14 protein-coding genes, 1 other RNA gene and 1 pseudogene are annotated in these 14,208 nt (G+C 73.0%); 10 read left to right on the top strand and 6 right to left on the bottom strand.

The features are described 5' to 3' along the window. Positions 1–127 precede the first annotated feature (127 nt). From chsH3 to QNO09_RS10910, 3 genes are read left to right on the top strand one after another with little or no spacing between them, the layout of a single operon-like run. Positions 128–985 (top strand): enoyl-CoA hydratase ChsH3, encoded by an 858-nt coding sequence (gene chsH3, locus QNO09_RS10920; RefSeq protein WP_283969918.1) that lies wholly within the window; start codon positions 128–130, stop codon positions 983–985. A gap of 31 nt (positions 986–1,016) precedes the next feature. Beyond that, positions 1,017–2,093, top strand: a complete 1,077-nt coding sequence (locus tag QNO09_RS10915; RefSeq protein ID WP_283969917.1) for a Zn-dependent alcohol dehydrogenase — start codon at positions 1,017–1,019, stop codon at positions 2,091–2,093. Between the two features lie 11 nt (positions 2,094–2,104). Then, on the top strand, positions 2,105–3,046 hold the full coding sequence (locus QNO09_RS10910) for a 3-oxoacyl-ACP reductase (RefSeq protein ID WP_283969916.1): 942 nt from the start codon (positions 2,105–2,107) through the stop codon (positions 3,044–3,046). Positions 3,047–3,143: 97 nt separating this feature from the next. Here the strand turns inward: QNO09_RS10910 and QNO09_RS10905 are convergent, their stop codons facing one another. Together QNO09_RS10905 and QNO09_RS10900 are read right to left on the bottom strand one after the other, a co-directional pair. After that, the gene (locus QNO09_RS10905) at positions 3,144–3,317 is read right to left on the bottom strand and encodes a hypothetical protein (RefSeq protein WP_283969915.1); all 174 of its coding nucleotides are present in this window, start codon (positions 3,315–3,317) and stop codon (positions 3,144–3,146) included. A 97-nt stretch (positions 3,318–3,414) separates the two neighbouring features. Continuing rightward, entirely contained in the window at positions 3,415–4,611 is a 1,197-nt protein-coding gene (locus QNO09_RS10900) for a hypothetical protein (protein WP_283969914.1), read from the bottom strand. A 199-nt stretch (positions 4,612–4,810) separates the two neighbouring features. Here QNO09_RS10900 and QNO09_RS10895 point away from each other — a divergent pair, with 199 nt between their 5' ends. Genes QNO09_RS10895 through QNO09_RS10885 form a run of 3 tightly spaced genes read left to right on the top strand, consistent with a single transcriptional unit; the run spans position 4,811 to position 8,063 of the window. Then, positions 4,811–5,665 (top strand): Nif3-like dinuclear metal center hexameric protein, encoded by an 855-nt coding sequence (locus QNO09_RS10895; RefSeq protein WP_283969913.1) that lies wholly within the window; start codon positions 4,811–4,813, stop codon positions 5,663–5,665. Next, complete coding sequence (locus QNO09_RS10890) at positions 5,662–6,405, top strand: zinc ribbon domain-containing protein (RefSeq protein ID WP_349636963.1); 744 nt, start codon at positions 5,662–5,664, stop codon at positions 6,403–6,405. Before QNO09_RS10895 ends, QNO09_RS10890 begins: the two co-directional genes overlap by 4 nt. Positions 6,406–6,425: 20 nt before the next feature. Beyond that, on the top strand, positions 6,426–8,063 hold the full coding sequence (locus tag QNO09_RS10885; RefSeq protein WP_283969911.1) for a bifunctional RNase H/acid phosphatase: 1,638 nt from the start codon (positions 6,426–6,428) through the stop codon (positions 8,061–8,063). Here QNO09_RS10885 and eda read toward each other — a convergent pair. From eda to QNO09_RS10865, 4 genes are all read right to left on the bottom strand, one after another. Then, positions 8,038–8,688: a bifunctional 4-hydroxy-2-oxoglutarate aldolase/2-dehydro-3-deoxy-phosphogluconate aldolase gene (eda, locus tag QNO09_RS10880; RefSeq protein WP_283969910.1), complete on the bottom strand. Its 651-nt coding sequence runs from the start codon at positions 8,686–8,688 to the stop codon at positions 8,038–8,040. The genes QNO09_RS10885 and eda overlap by 26 nt on opposite strands. Before the next feature lie 62 nt (positions 8,689–8,750). Next, positions 8,751–9,533: a peroxide stress protein YaaA gene (gene yaaA / locus QNO09_RS10875; RefSeq protein ID WP_283969909.1), complete on the bottom strand. Its 783-nt coding sequence runs from the start codon at positions 9,531–9,533 to the stop codon at positions 8,751–8,753. Between the two features lie 54 nt (positions 9,534–9,587). After that, a complete protein-coding gene (locus QNO09_RS10870) occupies positions 9,588–10,166 on the bottom strand; it encodes a hypothetical protein (RefSeq protein WP_283969908.1) in 579 nt (192 codons plus the stop codon). Further along, positions 10,166–10,918 carry a MerR family transcriptional regulator gene (locus QNO09_RS10865; protein WP_283969907.1) on the bottom strand — a complete coding sequence of 251 codons (753 nt, stop codon included), beginning with the start codon at positions 10,916–10,918 and terminating at the stop codon, positions 10,166–10,168. The genes QNO09_RS10870 and QNO09_RS10865 overlap by 1 nt, the downstream gene beginning before the upstream one ends. A 163-nt stretch (positions 10,919–11,081) precedes the next feature. Between QNO09_RS10865 and QNO09_RS10860 the strand changes: the two genes are divergently transcribed. The 4 genes and pseudogenes from QNO09_RS10860 (at position 11,082) to rnpB (ending at position 13,831) form a co-directional block, all read left to right on the top strand. Next, positions 11,082–11,660, top strand: coding sequence for a Uma2 family endonuclease (locus tag QNO09_RS10860; RefSeq protein ID WP_283969906.1), 579 nt, complete (start codon positions 11,082–11,084; stop codon positions 11,658–11,660). Positions 11,661–11,685: 25 nt separating this feature from the next. Then, the gene (locus tag QNO09_RS10855) at positions 11,686–12,513 is read left to right on the top strand and encodes an AraC family transcriptional regulator (protein ID WP_283969905.1); all 828 of its coding nucleotides are present in this window, start codon (positions 11,686–11,688) and stop codon (positions 12,511–12,513) included. Between the two features lie 19 nt (positions 12,514–12,532). Continuing rightward, a pseudogene (locus QNO09_RS39900) lies at positions 12,533–13,312 on the top strand (DMT family transporter); the annotation flags it as partial. A gap of 115 nt (positions 13,313–13,427) precedes the next feature. Then, positions 13,428–13,831: RNase P RNA component class A (gene rnpB, locus QNO09_RS10845), an RNA gene on the top strand. Positions 13,832–14,208 lie beyond the last annotated feature (377 nt).

Genomic DNA, 14,208 nt, shown 5'->3' with positions numbered 1-14,208 from the left:
CTATACAGAGGGCGCGGGACTGGAACGCGTTCCAGTTCGTGTTCCCGTTCGGTCCCAGACGGCCTCGGTGCGGCCGACGGTGCGGACGGCCGTACCGAGGTCCCTCCTTCCGGCGATCAGGAGCCCCATGCCCATCGACGCAGCCACGGCGCTCGCGGCCGAACCACGGACCGGCGAGCTCTCCTGGGACCACAGGGACGTGCAGCTCTACCACCTCGGCATCGGCGCCGGCAGCCCCGCCACCGATCCCGACGAGCTGCGCTACACCCTGGAATCCCGGCTGCACGTCCTGCCGAGTTTCGCCACCGTCGCGGGCGGCGGAAAACCCGGCGTGACCAGCGGACTGTCCATGCCCGGCATCGAGGTCGACCTGGCCCGCGTCCTGCACGGCGGCCAGAGCCTCGTGATCCACCGGCCCCTCCCGGCGACGGGCACCGCCACCGCCACCCACCGGATCGCCGCCGTGTACGACAAGGGCACGGCTGCCGTCCTCGTCCTGCGTACCGAAGTCGCCGACACACAGGGGCCGTTGTGGACCAACGACGCGCAGATCTTCATCCGCGGCGAGGGCGGCTGGGGCGGCGACCGCGGCCCCTCGGCCCGACTCGAGCCCCCCACCGGTGAACCCGGCCGGACGGTCGAGCGGCCGACCCGCGAGGACCAGGCCCTGCTCTACCGGCTCTCCGGCGACTGGAACCCGCTGCACGCCGACCCCGAGTTCGCCAAGGTCGCCGGATTCGAACGGCCCATCCTGCACGGCCTGTGCACCTACGGCATCACGCTCAAGGCCGTTGTCGACACGCTGCTCGGCGGGGACGTGACCCGGGTGCGGACCTACGCCACCCGGTTCGCCGGAGTCGTGTACCCGGGCGAGACCCTGCGGATCCGCATGTGGCACACACCCGGATCCACCCGGGTCGCCGTCGGTGCCGTGGAGCGTGACGACGCCCCCGTCCTCGCCGACACCGTCGTCGAACACACCTGACCCAGCACGCCGTACGAGGGGAGCCCGCACCATGCGCGCAGCCGTACTGCACGAGATCGGCCAGGACAAGCTGGAGGTCCTCGACGACGTCGAGGCGGTGGGGTTCGGGCCCGGCAAGGTCAGGATCCGGGTGCGTGCCACGGGGCTGTGCCACTCGGACCTGTCCGCCATGAGCGGGGTACTGCCGCAGCCCGCGCCGTTCGTGCCCGGGCACGAGGGCGCGGGCGAGATCCTCGAGGTGGGCGAGGGCGTCGCGCACCTGAGGGCCGGTGACCGGGTCGTGGTGTGCTGGCTGCCCGCCTGCGGCTCCTGCCCCGCCTGCAGGCGCGGGCAGACCGAGCTGTGCCTGGCCGGGTTCATGAACGCGGGCACCCCCAACTTCAAACGGCCGGGCGGGGACGTCTTCGGCTTCGCCGGCACCGGCACCTTCACCGAGGAGGTCGTCGTCGACGCCGGCTGCGCGGTGCCGATCCCCGACGACGTGCCCTTCGACATCGCCGCGCTGATCGGCTGCGGGGTGACGACCGGCCTCGGCGCAGCCCTCAACACGGCCGATCTGGAGCCCGGTTCGTCGGTGGCGGTCATCGGCTGCGGGGGCGTCGGCATCTCCGTCATCCAGGGAGCGCGGCTCAAGGGCGCCGCCGAGATCGTCGCCGTCGACCCGATCGCCGCGCGCCGCGAGTCCGCGCTCGGGTTCGGCGCCACCCGGGCGATCTCCCCCGACGAACTGCCCGACGCCAAGCAGCAGGTCACGGCCGGCGAGGGCTTCGACCACGTCTTCGAGGTCGTCGGCAAGTCCGCCACGGCACGCACCGCGTACGACAACACCCGGCGCGGCGGCACCCTCGTCGTGGTCGGCGCCGGAGCCATGGACGACTTCCTCCAGCTCAACATGTTCGAGCTGTTCTTCGACGAGAAGCGGATCCTGCCGTCCCTGTACGGCGGCGGAGACGTGCTGCGCTCCTACGAGCGCACCATCGCCCTGTGGCGCGCGGGCCGGGTCGACCTGGCCGGTCTGATCACCCACCGGGTCCCGTTCGCCGACATCAACGAGGCCCTGGACCAGATGCGGACCGGGACGGCCCTGCGCACCTGCATCGAGATGTGAGGACCCACGCCATGGCGCTGCCCCTGGAGGGACGGTCCGCGATCGTCACCGGCGCGGGCCGCGGGCTCGGCCGGGCCGAGGCGCTGGAACTCGCCCGGCTCGGAGCCGCGGTCGTCGTCAACGACTACGGACAGCCCGGCCGCGACGGCACCGGCGAGGCCTCGGCCGGGCCCGCCGAGGAGGTCGCCGCCGAGATCCGCGCGGCGGGTGGGACCGCCCTCGCCCACACCGGCGACGTCTCCGACTTCGAGCAGGCGCGCACGCTCGTCGAGTCGGCGGCCGACACGTTCGGCAGGCTCGACATCCTCGTCAACAACGCGGGCATCCTGCGCGACCGCATGGTGTTCTCGATGTCCGAGGAGGAGTGGGACTCCGTCCTGCGCGTGCACCTCAAGGGCCACTTCAACACCACCCGGTTCGCCGCCGCGCACTGGCGTGAGCGGTCCAAGCGGGCCGGGGAGCCGGTGTTCGGACGGATCGTGAACACCTCCTCGGAGGCGTTCCTCGCCGGATCCGCCGGGCAGCCCAACTACGCGGCCGCCAAGGGCGGGATCGTCGGCCTCACCACCTCCACCGCCCTCGCCCTCGGCAAGTACGGCGTCACCGCCAACGCCATCTGCCCGCGCGCCCGCACCCGCATGACGGAGGACGTCTTCGCGGGCGTCGAGCAGCCGGCCGGCCCGGGCCTCGACCCGCTCGCCCCCGAGCACGTGGCCCCCCTCGTCGGATACCTGGCCTCACCCGCCGCCGCCCACGTGAGCGGGCAGCTCCTCGTGGTGCACGGTGGGACGGTCGCCGTCGTCGAACGGCCGCGGATCGCCGCCAAGTTCGACAGCAAGCAGGACACCTTCACCTACGACGAGCTGGAGGCCGTCCTCGGGCCGTACTACGCGGGCCGCCCGGCGGGGGAGACGTTCGCGGCGGCGGAGGTACTGGGGCTGAAACGCGGCTGAAGGGCACCAGGGCACGGACGCTGGTGTGAACGACACGGAACGGCCCTCCCCGCTGGTGGCGGGAAGGGCCGTTCGCCGTCTGGTGACCGACGTGCCGTCAGGCAGCGGTCACGACCTGCCCGGTCTCCGCCACCGGCTTGCGGTGGCGTCCGCGCGGAGCCGTCTCGCCGTCCTGCGTGGAGACCTCACCACGGTGCCGGCCGTGGCCGGAGGACGTGGAGGGCTGCTGGACGTCGGCAGTACGCGGCTGGTTCGTGCTGGCGTCGCTCATCGGATGGAATTCACCCCGTCAACATGATCTTTTTTACAGCCGGGTGAGTCTAACCGGCACCCCTGACCTCGAATCCAGGCGGCCACGCCAACCGGCACTAGTTCGTTACAAGGCGTCCCAACGGAGCTTCCCGAAGCGGCACGGGGCGCGGCGCCGAGGGTGCCGGAGGAGGAGCGGACGGCGCTGACGGGGCGGGGGACTCGTGCTCCCCGCGTCCCCCGGGGGGTTCCGGAACCTGGGCTGCCGGCTCCGGCTCCGGCGGCACGGCCCCGGGCGGACTCACCCGCGCCACCCCGCACGGCACGGCCTGCGTCGCGTACGGCAGCCGCAGCACCCCCTCCGGTGTCCACACACCCGTGCCCGCCAGCCACCCCTCGGGCGCCCGGAGATGGTGCACCCGCCGCTCGACGGGCCGCCAGACACCGACCCAACTGCCCGCCGGCCCGTCCAGCCGCAACGCCACCGCGCAGCTCTCCGGCGTGAGCACCTGCCCCGGCTGGATCGCGAACGGCGTGACGGAGCAGTCGCGCAGCCGCAGACACTCCGGGAAGCGCACCGGCAGCGAGCTGCCCAGCACGCCCCAGCCCAGCCGGCCCTGCCCCGGCGAGGGCGCGTCCGAGCGGACGATCAGCAGTCCGCTGTCGAGGTCGGCGAGCAGCAGCCGGTCGTCGCTCTCGGCTGCGATCTGCAGCAGCGGCGACACCTCTCCACCGCCGTCCAGGTCCACCACGACGGTCTTGACACGACCCCCGGCCTCCCGGTCCAGCGCCAGCAGCCGGCCCGCCCGGTCCAGCCAGACCCCGCCCGTGCAGCGGCCGGGCAGCTCGGCCAGCCGCTCGGGCCCGAAGGCGCCGCCCGCCACCAGCCACACCGACGTCGACCGCGGCCCGACGGCGAGGGCGTAGGCCCGTTCACCGCCCGGGGCGGGCGGCAGCAGCCGCAGCCGGGCGGTCGCGTCCGCGCACTCGACCGCGCCCAGGGGCAGCTCGCCGGTGCCGGGCCCGGTCGGGTACAGCAGCGAGAAGGCGTGCCGGGCGGCCACCACCCGGTGGATGAGAACCCGCCCGTCGCCCATCGGCTGCACCTCGGTGCCGGGCTCCTCCGGCTGGTTGCGGGGCAGGGGCACCGCGTACGGCTCGGGGCCGTCCAGGGTCCAGCGCTCCGGGAACCAGGAGTCGCCGGCCGACGCGAGACGAGCGCCGTAGGCACCGTCCGCGGTGAGTGTGCAGCCTGCCGGCGCGGTCCCGTCCTCGTCCTCGGATCCCGCCGAGGGTTCGATCGCACAGGCCGTCATCGTTCGGTCACCTCCAGTGACGAAGGTAGTTATCGCACGCGCGGGCGGGGAATGTCTCGGGCGCGGGCTTCACACATAAGGGTGTTCCAGGAACGATTCGCCTGAGGAAAAGGGGACGATTGTGCTGAGCGGGACGACGGGCGCCCGGAGCGGGCGGTGACGGTGCAACGCCACAGATCAGGCGGGTAGCCTTGCTTCCGTGCCCCGTCTGTCTGAAGTCATCGCCGCGCTGGAGACCCTGTGGCCCGCCGAGCGGGCCGAGTCCTGGGACGCGGTCGGCACCGTCGTGGGCGACCCGGACCAGGAGGTCACGCGAGTCCTGTTCGCCGTCGACCCGGTCCAGGAGATCGTCGACGAGGCGGTGAAACTGGGCACCGACCTGCTCGTCACCCACCACCCGCTCTACCTGCGCGGCACGACCACGGTCGCGGCGACGCACTTCAAGGGCCGTGTCGTGCACACCCTCATCAAGAACGACATCGCGCTGCACGTCGCCCACACCAACGCCGACACCGCCGACCCGGGTGTCTCCGACGCCCTCGCGGGCGCCCTGGACCTGCGGATCACCGGGCCGCTCGTGCCCGACCCCACCGACCCCGAGGGCCGCCGCGGCCTCGGCCGGCTCTGCGCGCTGGACCACCCGCTGACCGTCCGCGAGCTCGCCGCCCGCGCCGCCGAGCGGCTGCCCGCCACCGCGCAGGGCATCCGCGTCGCCGGCGACCCCGAGGCGCTCGTGCACACCGTCGCCGTCAGCGGCGGCTCCGGCGACAGCCTCTTCGACCACGTCCGCGCGGCCGGAGTCGACGCCTTTCTCACCGCCGACCTGCGCCACCACCCGGTGTCGGAGGCCCGCGCCCACAGTCCCCTCGCGCTGCTCGACGCGGCGCACTGGGCCACCGAGTGGCCCTGGTGCGAGCTGGCCGCGAGCCAGCTCGACGAGATCTCCGACCGGCACGGATGGGACCTGCGCGTCCACGTCTCGAAGACGGTCACCGACCCCTGGACCGCGCACGCGGCCTCAACCACTTCTGACCCCCTTGGAGCCCCGAACTGAACGCCGCGCCCGCCGACCAGATCCGACTCCTCGACCTCCAGGACCTCGACGTCCGCCTCCAGCAGCTCGCGCACAAGCGCAGGTCGCTGCCCGAGCACGCCGAGATCGAATCGCTGACCAAGGACCACACCCAGCTGCGCGACCTGCTCGTGGCCGCGCAGACCGAGGAGAGCGACACCGCCCGCGAGCAGACCAAGGCCGAGCAGGACGTGGACCAGGTGCGCCAGCGCGCCACCCGCGACCAGCAGCGCCTGGACTCCGGCGCCGTCACCTCCCCCAAGGACCTGGAGAACCTCCAGCGCGAGATCGCCTCCCTCGCCAAGCGGCAGGGCGATCTGGAGGACGTGGTGCTGGAGGTCATGGAGCGCCGGGAGTCCGCGCAGGAGCGGGTCGCCGAGCTGACCGAGCGCGTCACCTCCGTCCAGTCGAAGATCGACGACGCCACCGCGCGCCGCGACGCCGCCCTCGAGCAGATCGACGGCGAGGTCGCCACGGTCACCAAGGAGCGCGAGGTCATCGCCGGTTCGATCCCCGACGACCTGCTCAAGCTCTACGACAAGCTGCGCGGGCAGCAGGGCGGCGTCGGCGCGGCCAAGCTGTACGCGCGCAGCTGCCAGGGCTGCCGGCAGGAGCTCGCCATCACCGAGCTGGCCGAGATCCGCAAGGCGGCACCCGACACGGTGATCCGCTGCGAGAACTGCCGCCGCATCCTGGTGCGCACGTCCGAGTCCGGTCTCTAGGCCTTCAGGGAGCCGTTCCGGTGCGGGAGTTCATCGTCGAGGCCGACGGCGGTTCGCGGGGCAACCCGGGGCCCGCGGGCTACGGGGCCGTGGTCAGCGACGCGGCGACGGGGGAGACCCTGCGGGAGACCGCCGAGTACATCGGCGTCGCCACGAACAACGTCGCCGAGTACCGCGGCCTCCTCGCGGGCCTGCGCGCCGCTCACGCGCTGGACCCGGCGGCGACGGTCCACGTCCGGATGGACTCCAAGCTCGTCGTCGAGCAGATGTCGGGCCGCTGGAAGATCAAGCACCCTGACATGAAGCCCCTGGCGGCACAGGCGGCCCGCGTCTTCCCGCCCGGGCGCGTCACGTACGAGTGGATGCCGAGGGAGCGCAACAAGCACGCCGACCGGCTGGCCAACGAGGCGATGGACGCGGGGGCGAAGGGCGAGCAGTGGTCCCAGGCGGAGTCGACGGCCGAGCCGGCCGGGGTCGTTGGGGGTGGCGCAGGGGTCGCGGGGGTTTCCGGAGTCGCTGGGGGTGGCGCAGGGGTCGCGGGGGTCTCCGGGGTCGCTGGGCGGGCTGCCGGGGGCGCCGGGCGCGCTGAGGCCGTCGCCCCCTCCGGGCCGCCCGGTGACGCGGCGGCGGGCGCGGCGCGGGTGCGCGGAGCTCTGGCGGAAGGCCGCGCGTCGGCCGAGGCGGCCGGTTCGGGCCCGGATGCCGCAGGGGCCGCGGCGCGACCCTCCCGGGTCGTTCAGGGCGCGGCACCTGCGTCCCGTGTCGTTCAGGGCGCGGCACCTGCGTCCGGCCGCGTCGCGACGAGCCCGCCGGGCGGCGAGGCCACGACGGCCGAGGCCGGTGCGCAGGCCGCCGGAAGCGGGGCCGCTTCCGGCGAGGCGACGGATGACGCCGATGCGCGTGCCGCGAGGGCTGTCGGGGGTGCGGGGGCCGCTCCGGTCGATGCCGGTACGCGTGCTGCGGCGGCCGAGGCCGGTGGCGATGCGCGTGCCGCCACGGTCGTCGCCGCCCCCGGCTGGGCCCCCGCCGACATGGGCGCCCCCGCCACGTTCGTCCTGCTGCGCCACGGCGAGACCCCGCTGACGCCCCAGAAGCGGTTCTCCGGGAGCGGCGGAACCGACCCCTCCCTCTCCGACACCGGCCGGGAACAGGCCGAACGGGCCGCCGCGATGCTGGCCCGGCGGGGCACCGTACAGGCCGTCGTGTCGTCGCCGCTCGCCCGTACGCGGGAGACCGCCGGGATCGTCGCCGCCCGGCTCGGGCTCGACGTCGCCATCGACGACGGGCTGCGCGAGACCGACTTCGGTGCCTGGGAGGGACTCACCTTCGCCGAGGTGCGCGAGCGCCACCCCGACGACCTGAACGCCTGGCTGGCCTCCCCGGACGCCGAACCCACCGGCGGCGGCGAGAGCTTCGCGGCGACGGCCGCCCGGCTCGCCGCCACCCGCGACAAGCTGGTCGCGGCCCACGCGGGCCGGACGGTCCTGCTCGTCACGCACGTGACCCCGATCAAGACGCTCGTCCGGCTCGCCCTGGGGGCCCCGCCGGAGTCCCTGTTCCGCATGGAACTGTCGGCCGCGTCCCTGTCGGTGGTCGCCTACTACGCGGACGGCAACGCCAGCGTCCGTCTCCTCAACGACACGTCCCACCTGCGCTGAGCGCCGCCGCCTCCCGGGTCAGCGCCTCCACACGGTCCCAGTCGCGAGCCGCGACGGCGTCCCGCGGCAGCATCCAGCTCCCGCCCACACAACCGACGTTGGGCAGGGCCAGGTAGTCCGGCGCGGAGGCCGGGCCGATCCCGCCCGTCGGGCAGAAACGGGCCTGGGGGAGCGGCCCCGACAGCGACCTCAGATACGCCGTACCGCCCGCGGCCTGCGCCGGGAAGAACTTCATCTCCCGCACCCCGCGCTCCAGCAGCGCCACGACCTCCGACGCCGTCGACACCCCCGGCAGGAACGGCACCCCGGACGCCCGCATCGCCTCCAGCAGCACGTCCGTCCAGCCGGGACCGACCAGGAAGCGGGAGCCCGCGGCCACCGCCTCCGTCACCTGGCCGGGACGGATCACCGTCCCCGCCCCGACGACCGCCCCGGGCACCTCCCGGGCGATCTCCCCGATCGCCTCCAGGGCCGCGGGCGTCCGCAACGTCACCTCGATCGCGGGCAGCCCGCCCGCCACCAGCGCCCGCGCCAGCGGTACGGCGTCCCGGGCATCGTCGATGACGACGACGGGGACGACGGGCGCGAGGTCCAGCACGGAGGCGGGCAGGGCAGGGGAGGCCATGGCCTCATCCTGTCGTCGGAGTGCAGAGCACGCAAAGGTCGTTGCACGCTCTGCAATTCCTGCTAGTGCACCTCGTCCACCAGCACATCAAGCGACCATGCCTGCCCCGCCTTGGCCGGTGCCTGCGCCTCCACGACGTACCCGAGATCGCGGAGCGTCTCCACCAGCTCGGCCGGCCCCTTCGGGTCGGCCCCGGCGGTCAGCAGGCTGCGCACGATCCGCCCCTTCGTCGCCTTGTTGAAGTGGCTGACCACCTTCCGCGTCGGCGCGTGCAGCACCCGCACCGACGCCGTCCGCCCGGCGACCTCGCCCTTCGGCTTCCAGGCGGCGGCGTACGCGGCGGACCGCAGATCCAGCACCAGCCCGCTCCCGGCCACCTCGGGCAGCACCGACGCCATCGGCGCACGCCAGTGCGCGCCCAGCGCCCCGAGCCCTGGCAGCCTCACACCCATCGAGCACCGGTAGGACGGAATCCGGTCCGTCACCCGCACCGCACCCCACAGCCCGGAGAACACGAGCAGCGACCGCCCGGCACGCCGCTTGGCGGCCGTGTCGAGGGACGCCAGGCCGAGGGAGTCGTAGAGCACGCCGGTGTAGATCTCCCCGGCCGGCCGTGCCCCCGCCGTCCGCAGTTCCGCGTTCTTCGCGACCTCGCTCCGCAGCCCCTCGCTCAGGCCCAGCACCTCACGCGCCTTGTCCTCGTCCCCGGAGCACAGCTCGACCAGCTCGCCGAGGACGGCCTCCCGGGCCTCGGCGAGCCCCGGCAGCGACAGCGACTCCGGCTTCAGCGGGGCACCACGGCCGGAAGAGGCCTTGCCCTCGGACGGCGGCAGCAGGACAAGCACGCGTACTCCTTCGATCGAACTCCGCCGACAGCGTACGGGGACGTGGTGGGGAGTTCAGACGCGTGCCCGGCCGAGGGCGCGGACCAGACCGTCGGCGTCGTCGGCGTGGAAGCGGACCACCCGCACCGCGCGGCGCCGCCCGAGGAAGGTGACGTGCGTGACCGGTTCCGTCAGTTCGAGCGTGACGGTGGTCTGCGAGCCGACCTCGACGTTCAGCTCGCCGTCGGCCGGTTCGTGCGTCATCCGCAGCTCACGCCGCACGGAGCCGATCCGCTCCAACGGCACCGGCAGATCGACATGGACGTACCGCCGTATCCGCAGCGAGCCGCGCTCCACATCCAGCACATGCGGACGCACGACCGAGGAGGCGTGCAGCGCCACGACGAACACAATCGTGTACACGTCGAGGAAGAGGAACACCGCGTGCACGGCCGGCCAGTCCCGCAGCAGCACCGACAGCGCGACCGTCTCGACCAGGCACACGAACGCGAACCCGGCCATCATCGCGCCCTGCCCACGCGCGTACCCGAAGGCCACCCCGCCGCCCGTCCCGTGCGTACGCCGCACCACCCACAGGGCGAGACTCGCGAACAACCGCACCTCGTGCCGGACCAACAGCCCCCCGACCCTCATCACCGCTCCTCGCTGAGGATCCGCAGGGCACGACGGACCGCCTCCGCCTGGGCCGGGGCGAGATCGTCGTAGAACGCGCGCAGGAAACCGCCGTCCTGGTCGAGCTCCCCGGACTGCGGGAACAGCCCCGGCGGGATGCAGTCCGCGAGCGCCCGGGCCGCCTCGGCGACGCGCGGATCATCGGGTTCGGCACCGGACAGCGCGTCGAGCAGCGCGTAGGCCTCACCGGCCCGCGCCACCGCCTCCGGACTCCCCAGCGCCTCACCCACCGACGACACCAGCCGCTCCCGGTCGGCGGCCGGCATGGCGGTCTCCAGGAAGGCGATGATCTCGCGGTCCTTGGCGGCCATCGGCGAGTCCGACAGATGCGCGGTCCCGGCGAACAGCGCGGCCAGCTCGGGCGACACGGGCCCTTCGGCGGGCACCCCGCCCTCCGCGTCCAGCAGGGTCCGCAACCGCGCCCGCCGCTCCCGCAGCGCCTGCTCCTGTCGCGCCAGATCCTCGTCCAGCTCGGTCAGCACCTCGACGAGGTCCTTCCCGGCGTCGTCCGCGAGCACGTCCCGCACCTCCGCGAGCCCCAGCCCCAGCTCCGTCAGCCGCCGGATCCGCGCCAGCACGACGGCATGCCGCAGCTCGTACTCCCGATACCCGTTCGCCCGCCGCTCCGGCTCGGGCAGCAGCCCCACATGGTGGTAGTGCCGCACGGCCCGCGTGGTGACGCCGACGACCCCGGCGAGTTCTCCGATCCGCATGCCACCAGTGAAGACGTTGACGCCGCGGCAGGGTCAAGCGGACGGCTCGGTGCCTGACGGTGACCTTGATCGTGTGCCACGATCGGGGGAAGGCATCCCCATCTCACGGACAGGTGATCAGCCGATGTCCCAGTCTGGCGAGCGACAGAAGGAGGGGCGCGACATGACTGCCACGGCCCACGAGCCGCTCTCGCAGGAAGAGGTCCTGCTGGAGGGCTTTCTCGCCCTGGACACCCCGGAGGGTTTCCGGGCCGAGCTGCTCGAGGGGGAGATCGTTGTGACGCCGCCGCCGGACGGGGATCACGAGGACTACATCGGGCTGATCGTGAACCAGGTGATCAGGCGTTCCCGGACCGACATGCAGTTCTCAGGGAACAAGGGACTGAAGTTGCGACGGGGAGGCGAATGCCCGAAGGACCATGTGGTTCCGGACGGCACGTTCGCTCCCATGGAACTGCGCCTGTACCGGGGAGCCGAGTCCTGGATGCCCTGCGACGGCGTCGCCATGGTGATGGAGGTGACCTCCACCAAGCCGCAGGCCGACCGCGAGGCCAAACGCCGCTGTTACGCCCGCGCGGGCATCCCGCTCTATCTGCTGGTCGACCGGGACACGGCTCAGGTCACGGTGTTCAGCGAGCCGAAGGAGGACGACTACCGCGAGCACTGCGCCCGCCCCTTCGGCAAGTCCGTCACCCTTCCGGAACCGTTCGCCTTCGATCTGGACACCGCGGATCTCCTCTGATCCCCTGAGGCCGGGGGTGGGCGACATGGGGATACGAGAACAGGCGAGCTGGACGAGGGCACGACTCGGCCGGTCCGGCCCGCCGCTCGACCTCCTCACCGCCCACTTCGACCAGCACGTCTACGCCCCCCACGCCCACGACGAATTCACCATCGGCGTCACCGTCGGCGGCTCGGAGGTCATCGCGTACCGGGGTGGGCACATCCACTCCTACCCCGGCTCGATCGTCGTCCTGGAGCCCGGCGAGATGCACACCGGCGGCCCGGCCGCCTGCGACGGCTACGCCTACCAGGCCCTCTACGCCGAGCCGTCCCTCCTCACCGACGGCACCCTCGGCGGCCTCCCGCACTTCCGCGACCCCGTCCTGCACGACCCGGAGCTGGCGGCGGCCCTGCGCGCCGCCCACACCGACATCAGCACCTGCCCCGACCCCCTGGAGGCCGAGTCCCGGCTGCCCTGGCTGCTCACGGCCCTGGCCCGCCGCCACTCCACGGCCCGGGCGGGCGAGGACACGGTGCCGGGTGCCGACGGCATCGCGAGGACCGTACGCGACCGCCTCGCCGACGAACTGCTGGAACCCCCGTCCCTGGCGGCCCTCGCCACCGACCTGGGCCTGTCCCGCTACCAACTTCTCCGCGCCTTCCGCACGACCATGGGCGTACCGCCGTACGCCTGGCTCGCCCAGCACCGGGTGGCCAGGGCCCGCGGCCTCCTGGACGCCGGACTGCGCCCCGCCGAGGTCGCCGGACTCGTAGGCTTCGCCGACCAGGCGCACCTCACCCGCTGGTTCCGCCGGGTGCTGGGGGTGACCCCGGCGGCGTACCGCAACAGCGTTCAAGACCCGGCGAGGTGAGACGGCCGAGAATCGCCCCATGACTGCACGCGGCTGGTTCCTGTTCTCCCTGATGGGAGTGGTCTGGGGCGTCCCCTATCTGATGATCAAGGTGGCGGTGGACGAGCTGTCCCCGTCCATGGTGGTGTTCGCGCGCTGCGCCCTCGGCGCCGCACTCCTGCTCCCCTTCGCCCTGCGCCAGGGCGGCCTCGGCCGCACCGTCCGGACCCACTGGAAGCCGATGCTGGCCTTCGCCGTCATCGAGATCGTCGGCCCCTGGTGGACCCTGACCGACGCCGAACGCCATCTGTCCAGCTCCACCGCCGGACTCCTCATCGCGGGCGTGCCGATCGTCGCCGTACTCATGGCCCGCTTCTTCGGCGCCGAGGAACGCGTGGGCGCCCGCCGCATCACGGGCCTCGCCCTCGGCCTCGCGGGCGTCACCGTCCTCACCCTGCCGCACCTCACCGGCGGCGACGCCCTGTCGATGGCCGAGGTGCTCGTGACGGTCGTCGGCTATGCCACGGCCCCGCTGATAGCGGCCCGGTACCTCAAGGACGTCCCGACCCTCCAGCTGATCACCCCCTGCCTCATGCTCGCCGCCGTCGTCTACGCCCCGGCCGCCTACCTGACCCGGCCCGCCGCCATGCCCTCGGTCGACGTCCTGGCCGCCTTGGCCGGCCTCGGCGTCGTCTGCACCGCGATCGCGTTCGTTGCCTTCCTGGAGCTGATCAAGGAGATCGGCCCGACCCGGGCCGGTGTGATCACCTACGTCAACCCGGCGGTCGCCGTCGCCGCGGGCGCCCTCTTCCTGGACGAGGAACTGACCCTCGGTATAGGCGTGGCCTTCACCCTGATCCTCGCCGGCTCGGTGCTGGCCACGGCCGCGGGACCGAAGCGGGGCGTCCCCCGGGTACCATGGTCCACACGGCAGACGAGCCGGGCGGACGGCCGCGTGGAGTCCCCCTGACGGGGAGCTTCCCGAGGAACGTCCGGGCTCCACAGGGCAGGGTGGTGGCTAACGGCCACCCGGGGTGACCCGCGGGACAGTGCCACAGAAAACAGACCGCCGGGGACCTCGGTCCTCGGTAAGGGTGAAACGGTGGTGTAAGAGACCACCAGTGCCCAGGGTGACCTGGGCAGCTAGGTAAACCCCACCCGGAGCAAGGTCAAGAGGGAGCACCTCGGTGCTCCTGCGCGGACGATCGAGGGCTGCCCGCCCGAGTCCGCGGGTAGACCGCACGAGGCCGGTGGCAACGCCGGCCCTAGATGGATGGCCGTCGCCCCGACGACCGCGAGGTCCCGGGGTACAGAACCCGGCGTACAGCCCGCTCGTCTGCCGCTATCTGTGGCTTTGCCTAGGGAGGGCCTCTGATCTGCGACAGAGGCCTTTTCTGGTCTTTCGGGGGCGCTCGCCTCGGTGCCGACATCCGGGACGCGCTGACGGGCGACATCGACGCGTTGATCGCCGCGGGTGACGTGACCGAGTCGGAGGTCGGCCTGATGCCTGCGGAGGGGGCCTGACCTGTTGCGGTGGGCTCTCCGCGTAACGCCTGGAGAGCGTGCTGAGCTGCCAGGACGGGGTCGGCATCACGCGATGGCCAGGCGTCCCCTGCCCTCTCCGCGACCACCGGTACCGATGTCGCTGCCGCCAGGTACCCTCGGACACATCGTCAACGCGGCCCGACGGGCTTCCGCTCCACCCCGGTGGAGTCT

It is taken from the genome of Streptomyces sp. 378, from assembly GCF_030124145.1.
Lineage (GTDB): Bacteria > Actinomycetota > Actinomycetes > Streptomycetales > Streptomycetaceae > Streptomyces.
This window is presented reverse-complemented; position numbering and strand designations above follow the sequence as displayed.

Bases quoted from the DNA above. Each gene is read 5' to 3' on its own strand.
- QNO09_RS10915 (WP_283969917.1), top strand. From the start codon at position 1,017: ATGCGCGCAGCCGTACTGCACGAGATCGGCCAGGACAAGCTGGAGGTC.
- QNO09_RS10910 (WP_283969916.1), top strand. From the start codon at position 2,105: ATGGCGCTGCCCCTGGAGGGACGGTCCGCGATCGTCACCGGCGCGGGC.
- QNO09_RS10905 (WP_283969915.1), bottom strand. From the start codon at position 3,317: ATGAGCGACGCCAGCACGAACCAGCCGCGTACTGCCGACGTCCAGCAG.
- QNO09_RS10865 (WP_283969907.1), bottom strand. From the start codon at position 10,918: ATGCGGATCGGAGAACTCGCCGGGGTCGTCGGCGTCACCACGCGGGCC.
- QNO09_RS10860 (WP_283969906.1), top strand. From the start codon at position 11,082: ATGACTGCCACGGCCCACGAGCCGCTCTCGCAGGAAGAGGTCCTGCTG.
- eda (WP_283969910.1), bottom strand. From the start codon at position 8,688: ATGGCCTCCCCTGCCCTGCCCGCCTCCGTGCTGGACCTCGCGCCCGTC.
- QNO09_RS10900 (WP_283969914.1), bottom strand. From the start codon at position 4,611: ATGACGGCCTGTGCGATCGAACCCTCGGCGGGATCCGAGGACGAGGAC.
- QNO09_RS10870 (WP_283969908.1), bottom strand. From the start codon at position 10,166: ATGAGGGTCGGGGGGCTGTTGGTCCGGCACGAGGTGCGGTTGTTCGCG.
- QNO09_RS10855 (WP_283969905.1), top strand. From the start codon at position 11,686: ATGGGGATACGAGAACAGGCGAGCTGGACGAGGGCACGACTCGGCCGG.
- chsH3 (WP_283969918.1), top strand. From the start codon at position 128: ATGCCCATCGACGCAGCCACGGCGCTCGCGGCCGAACCACGGACCGGC.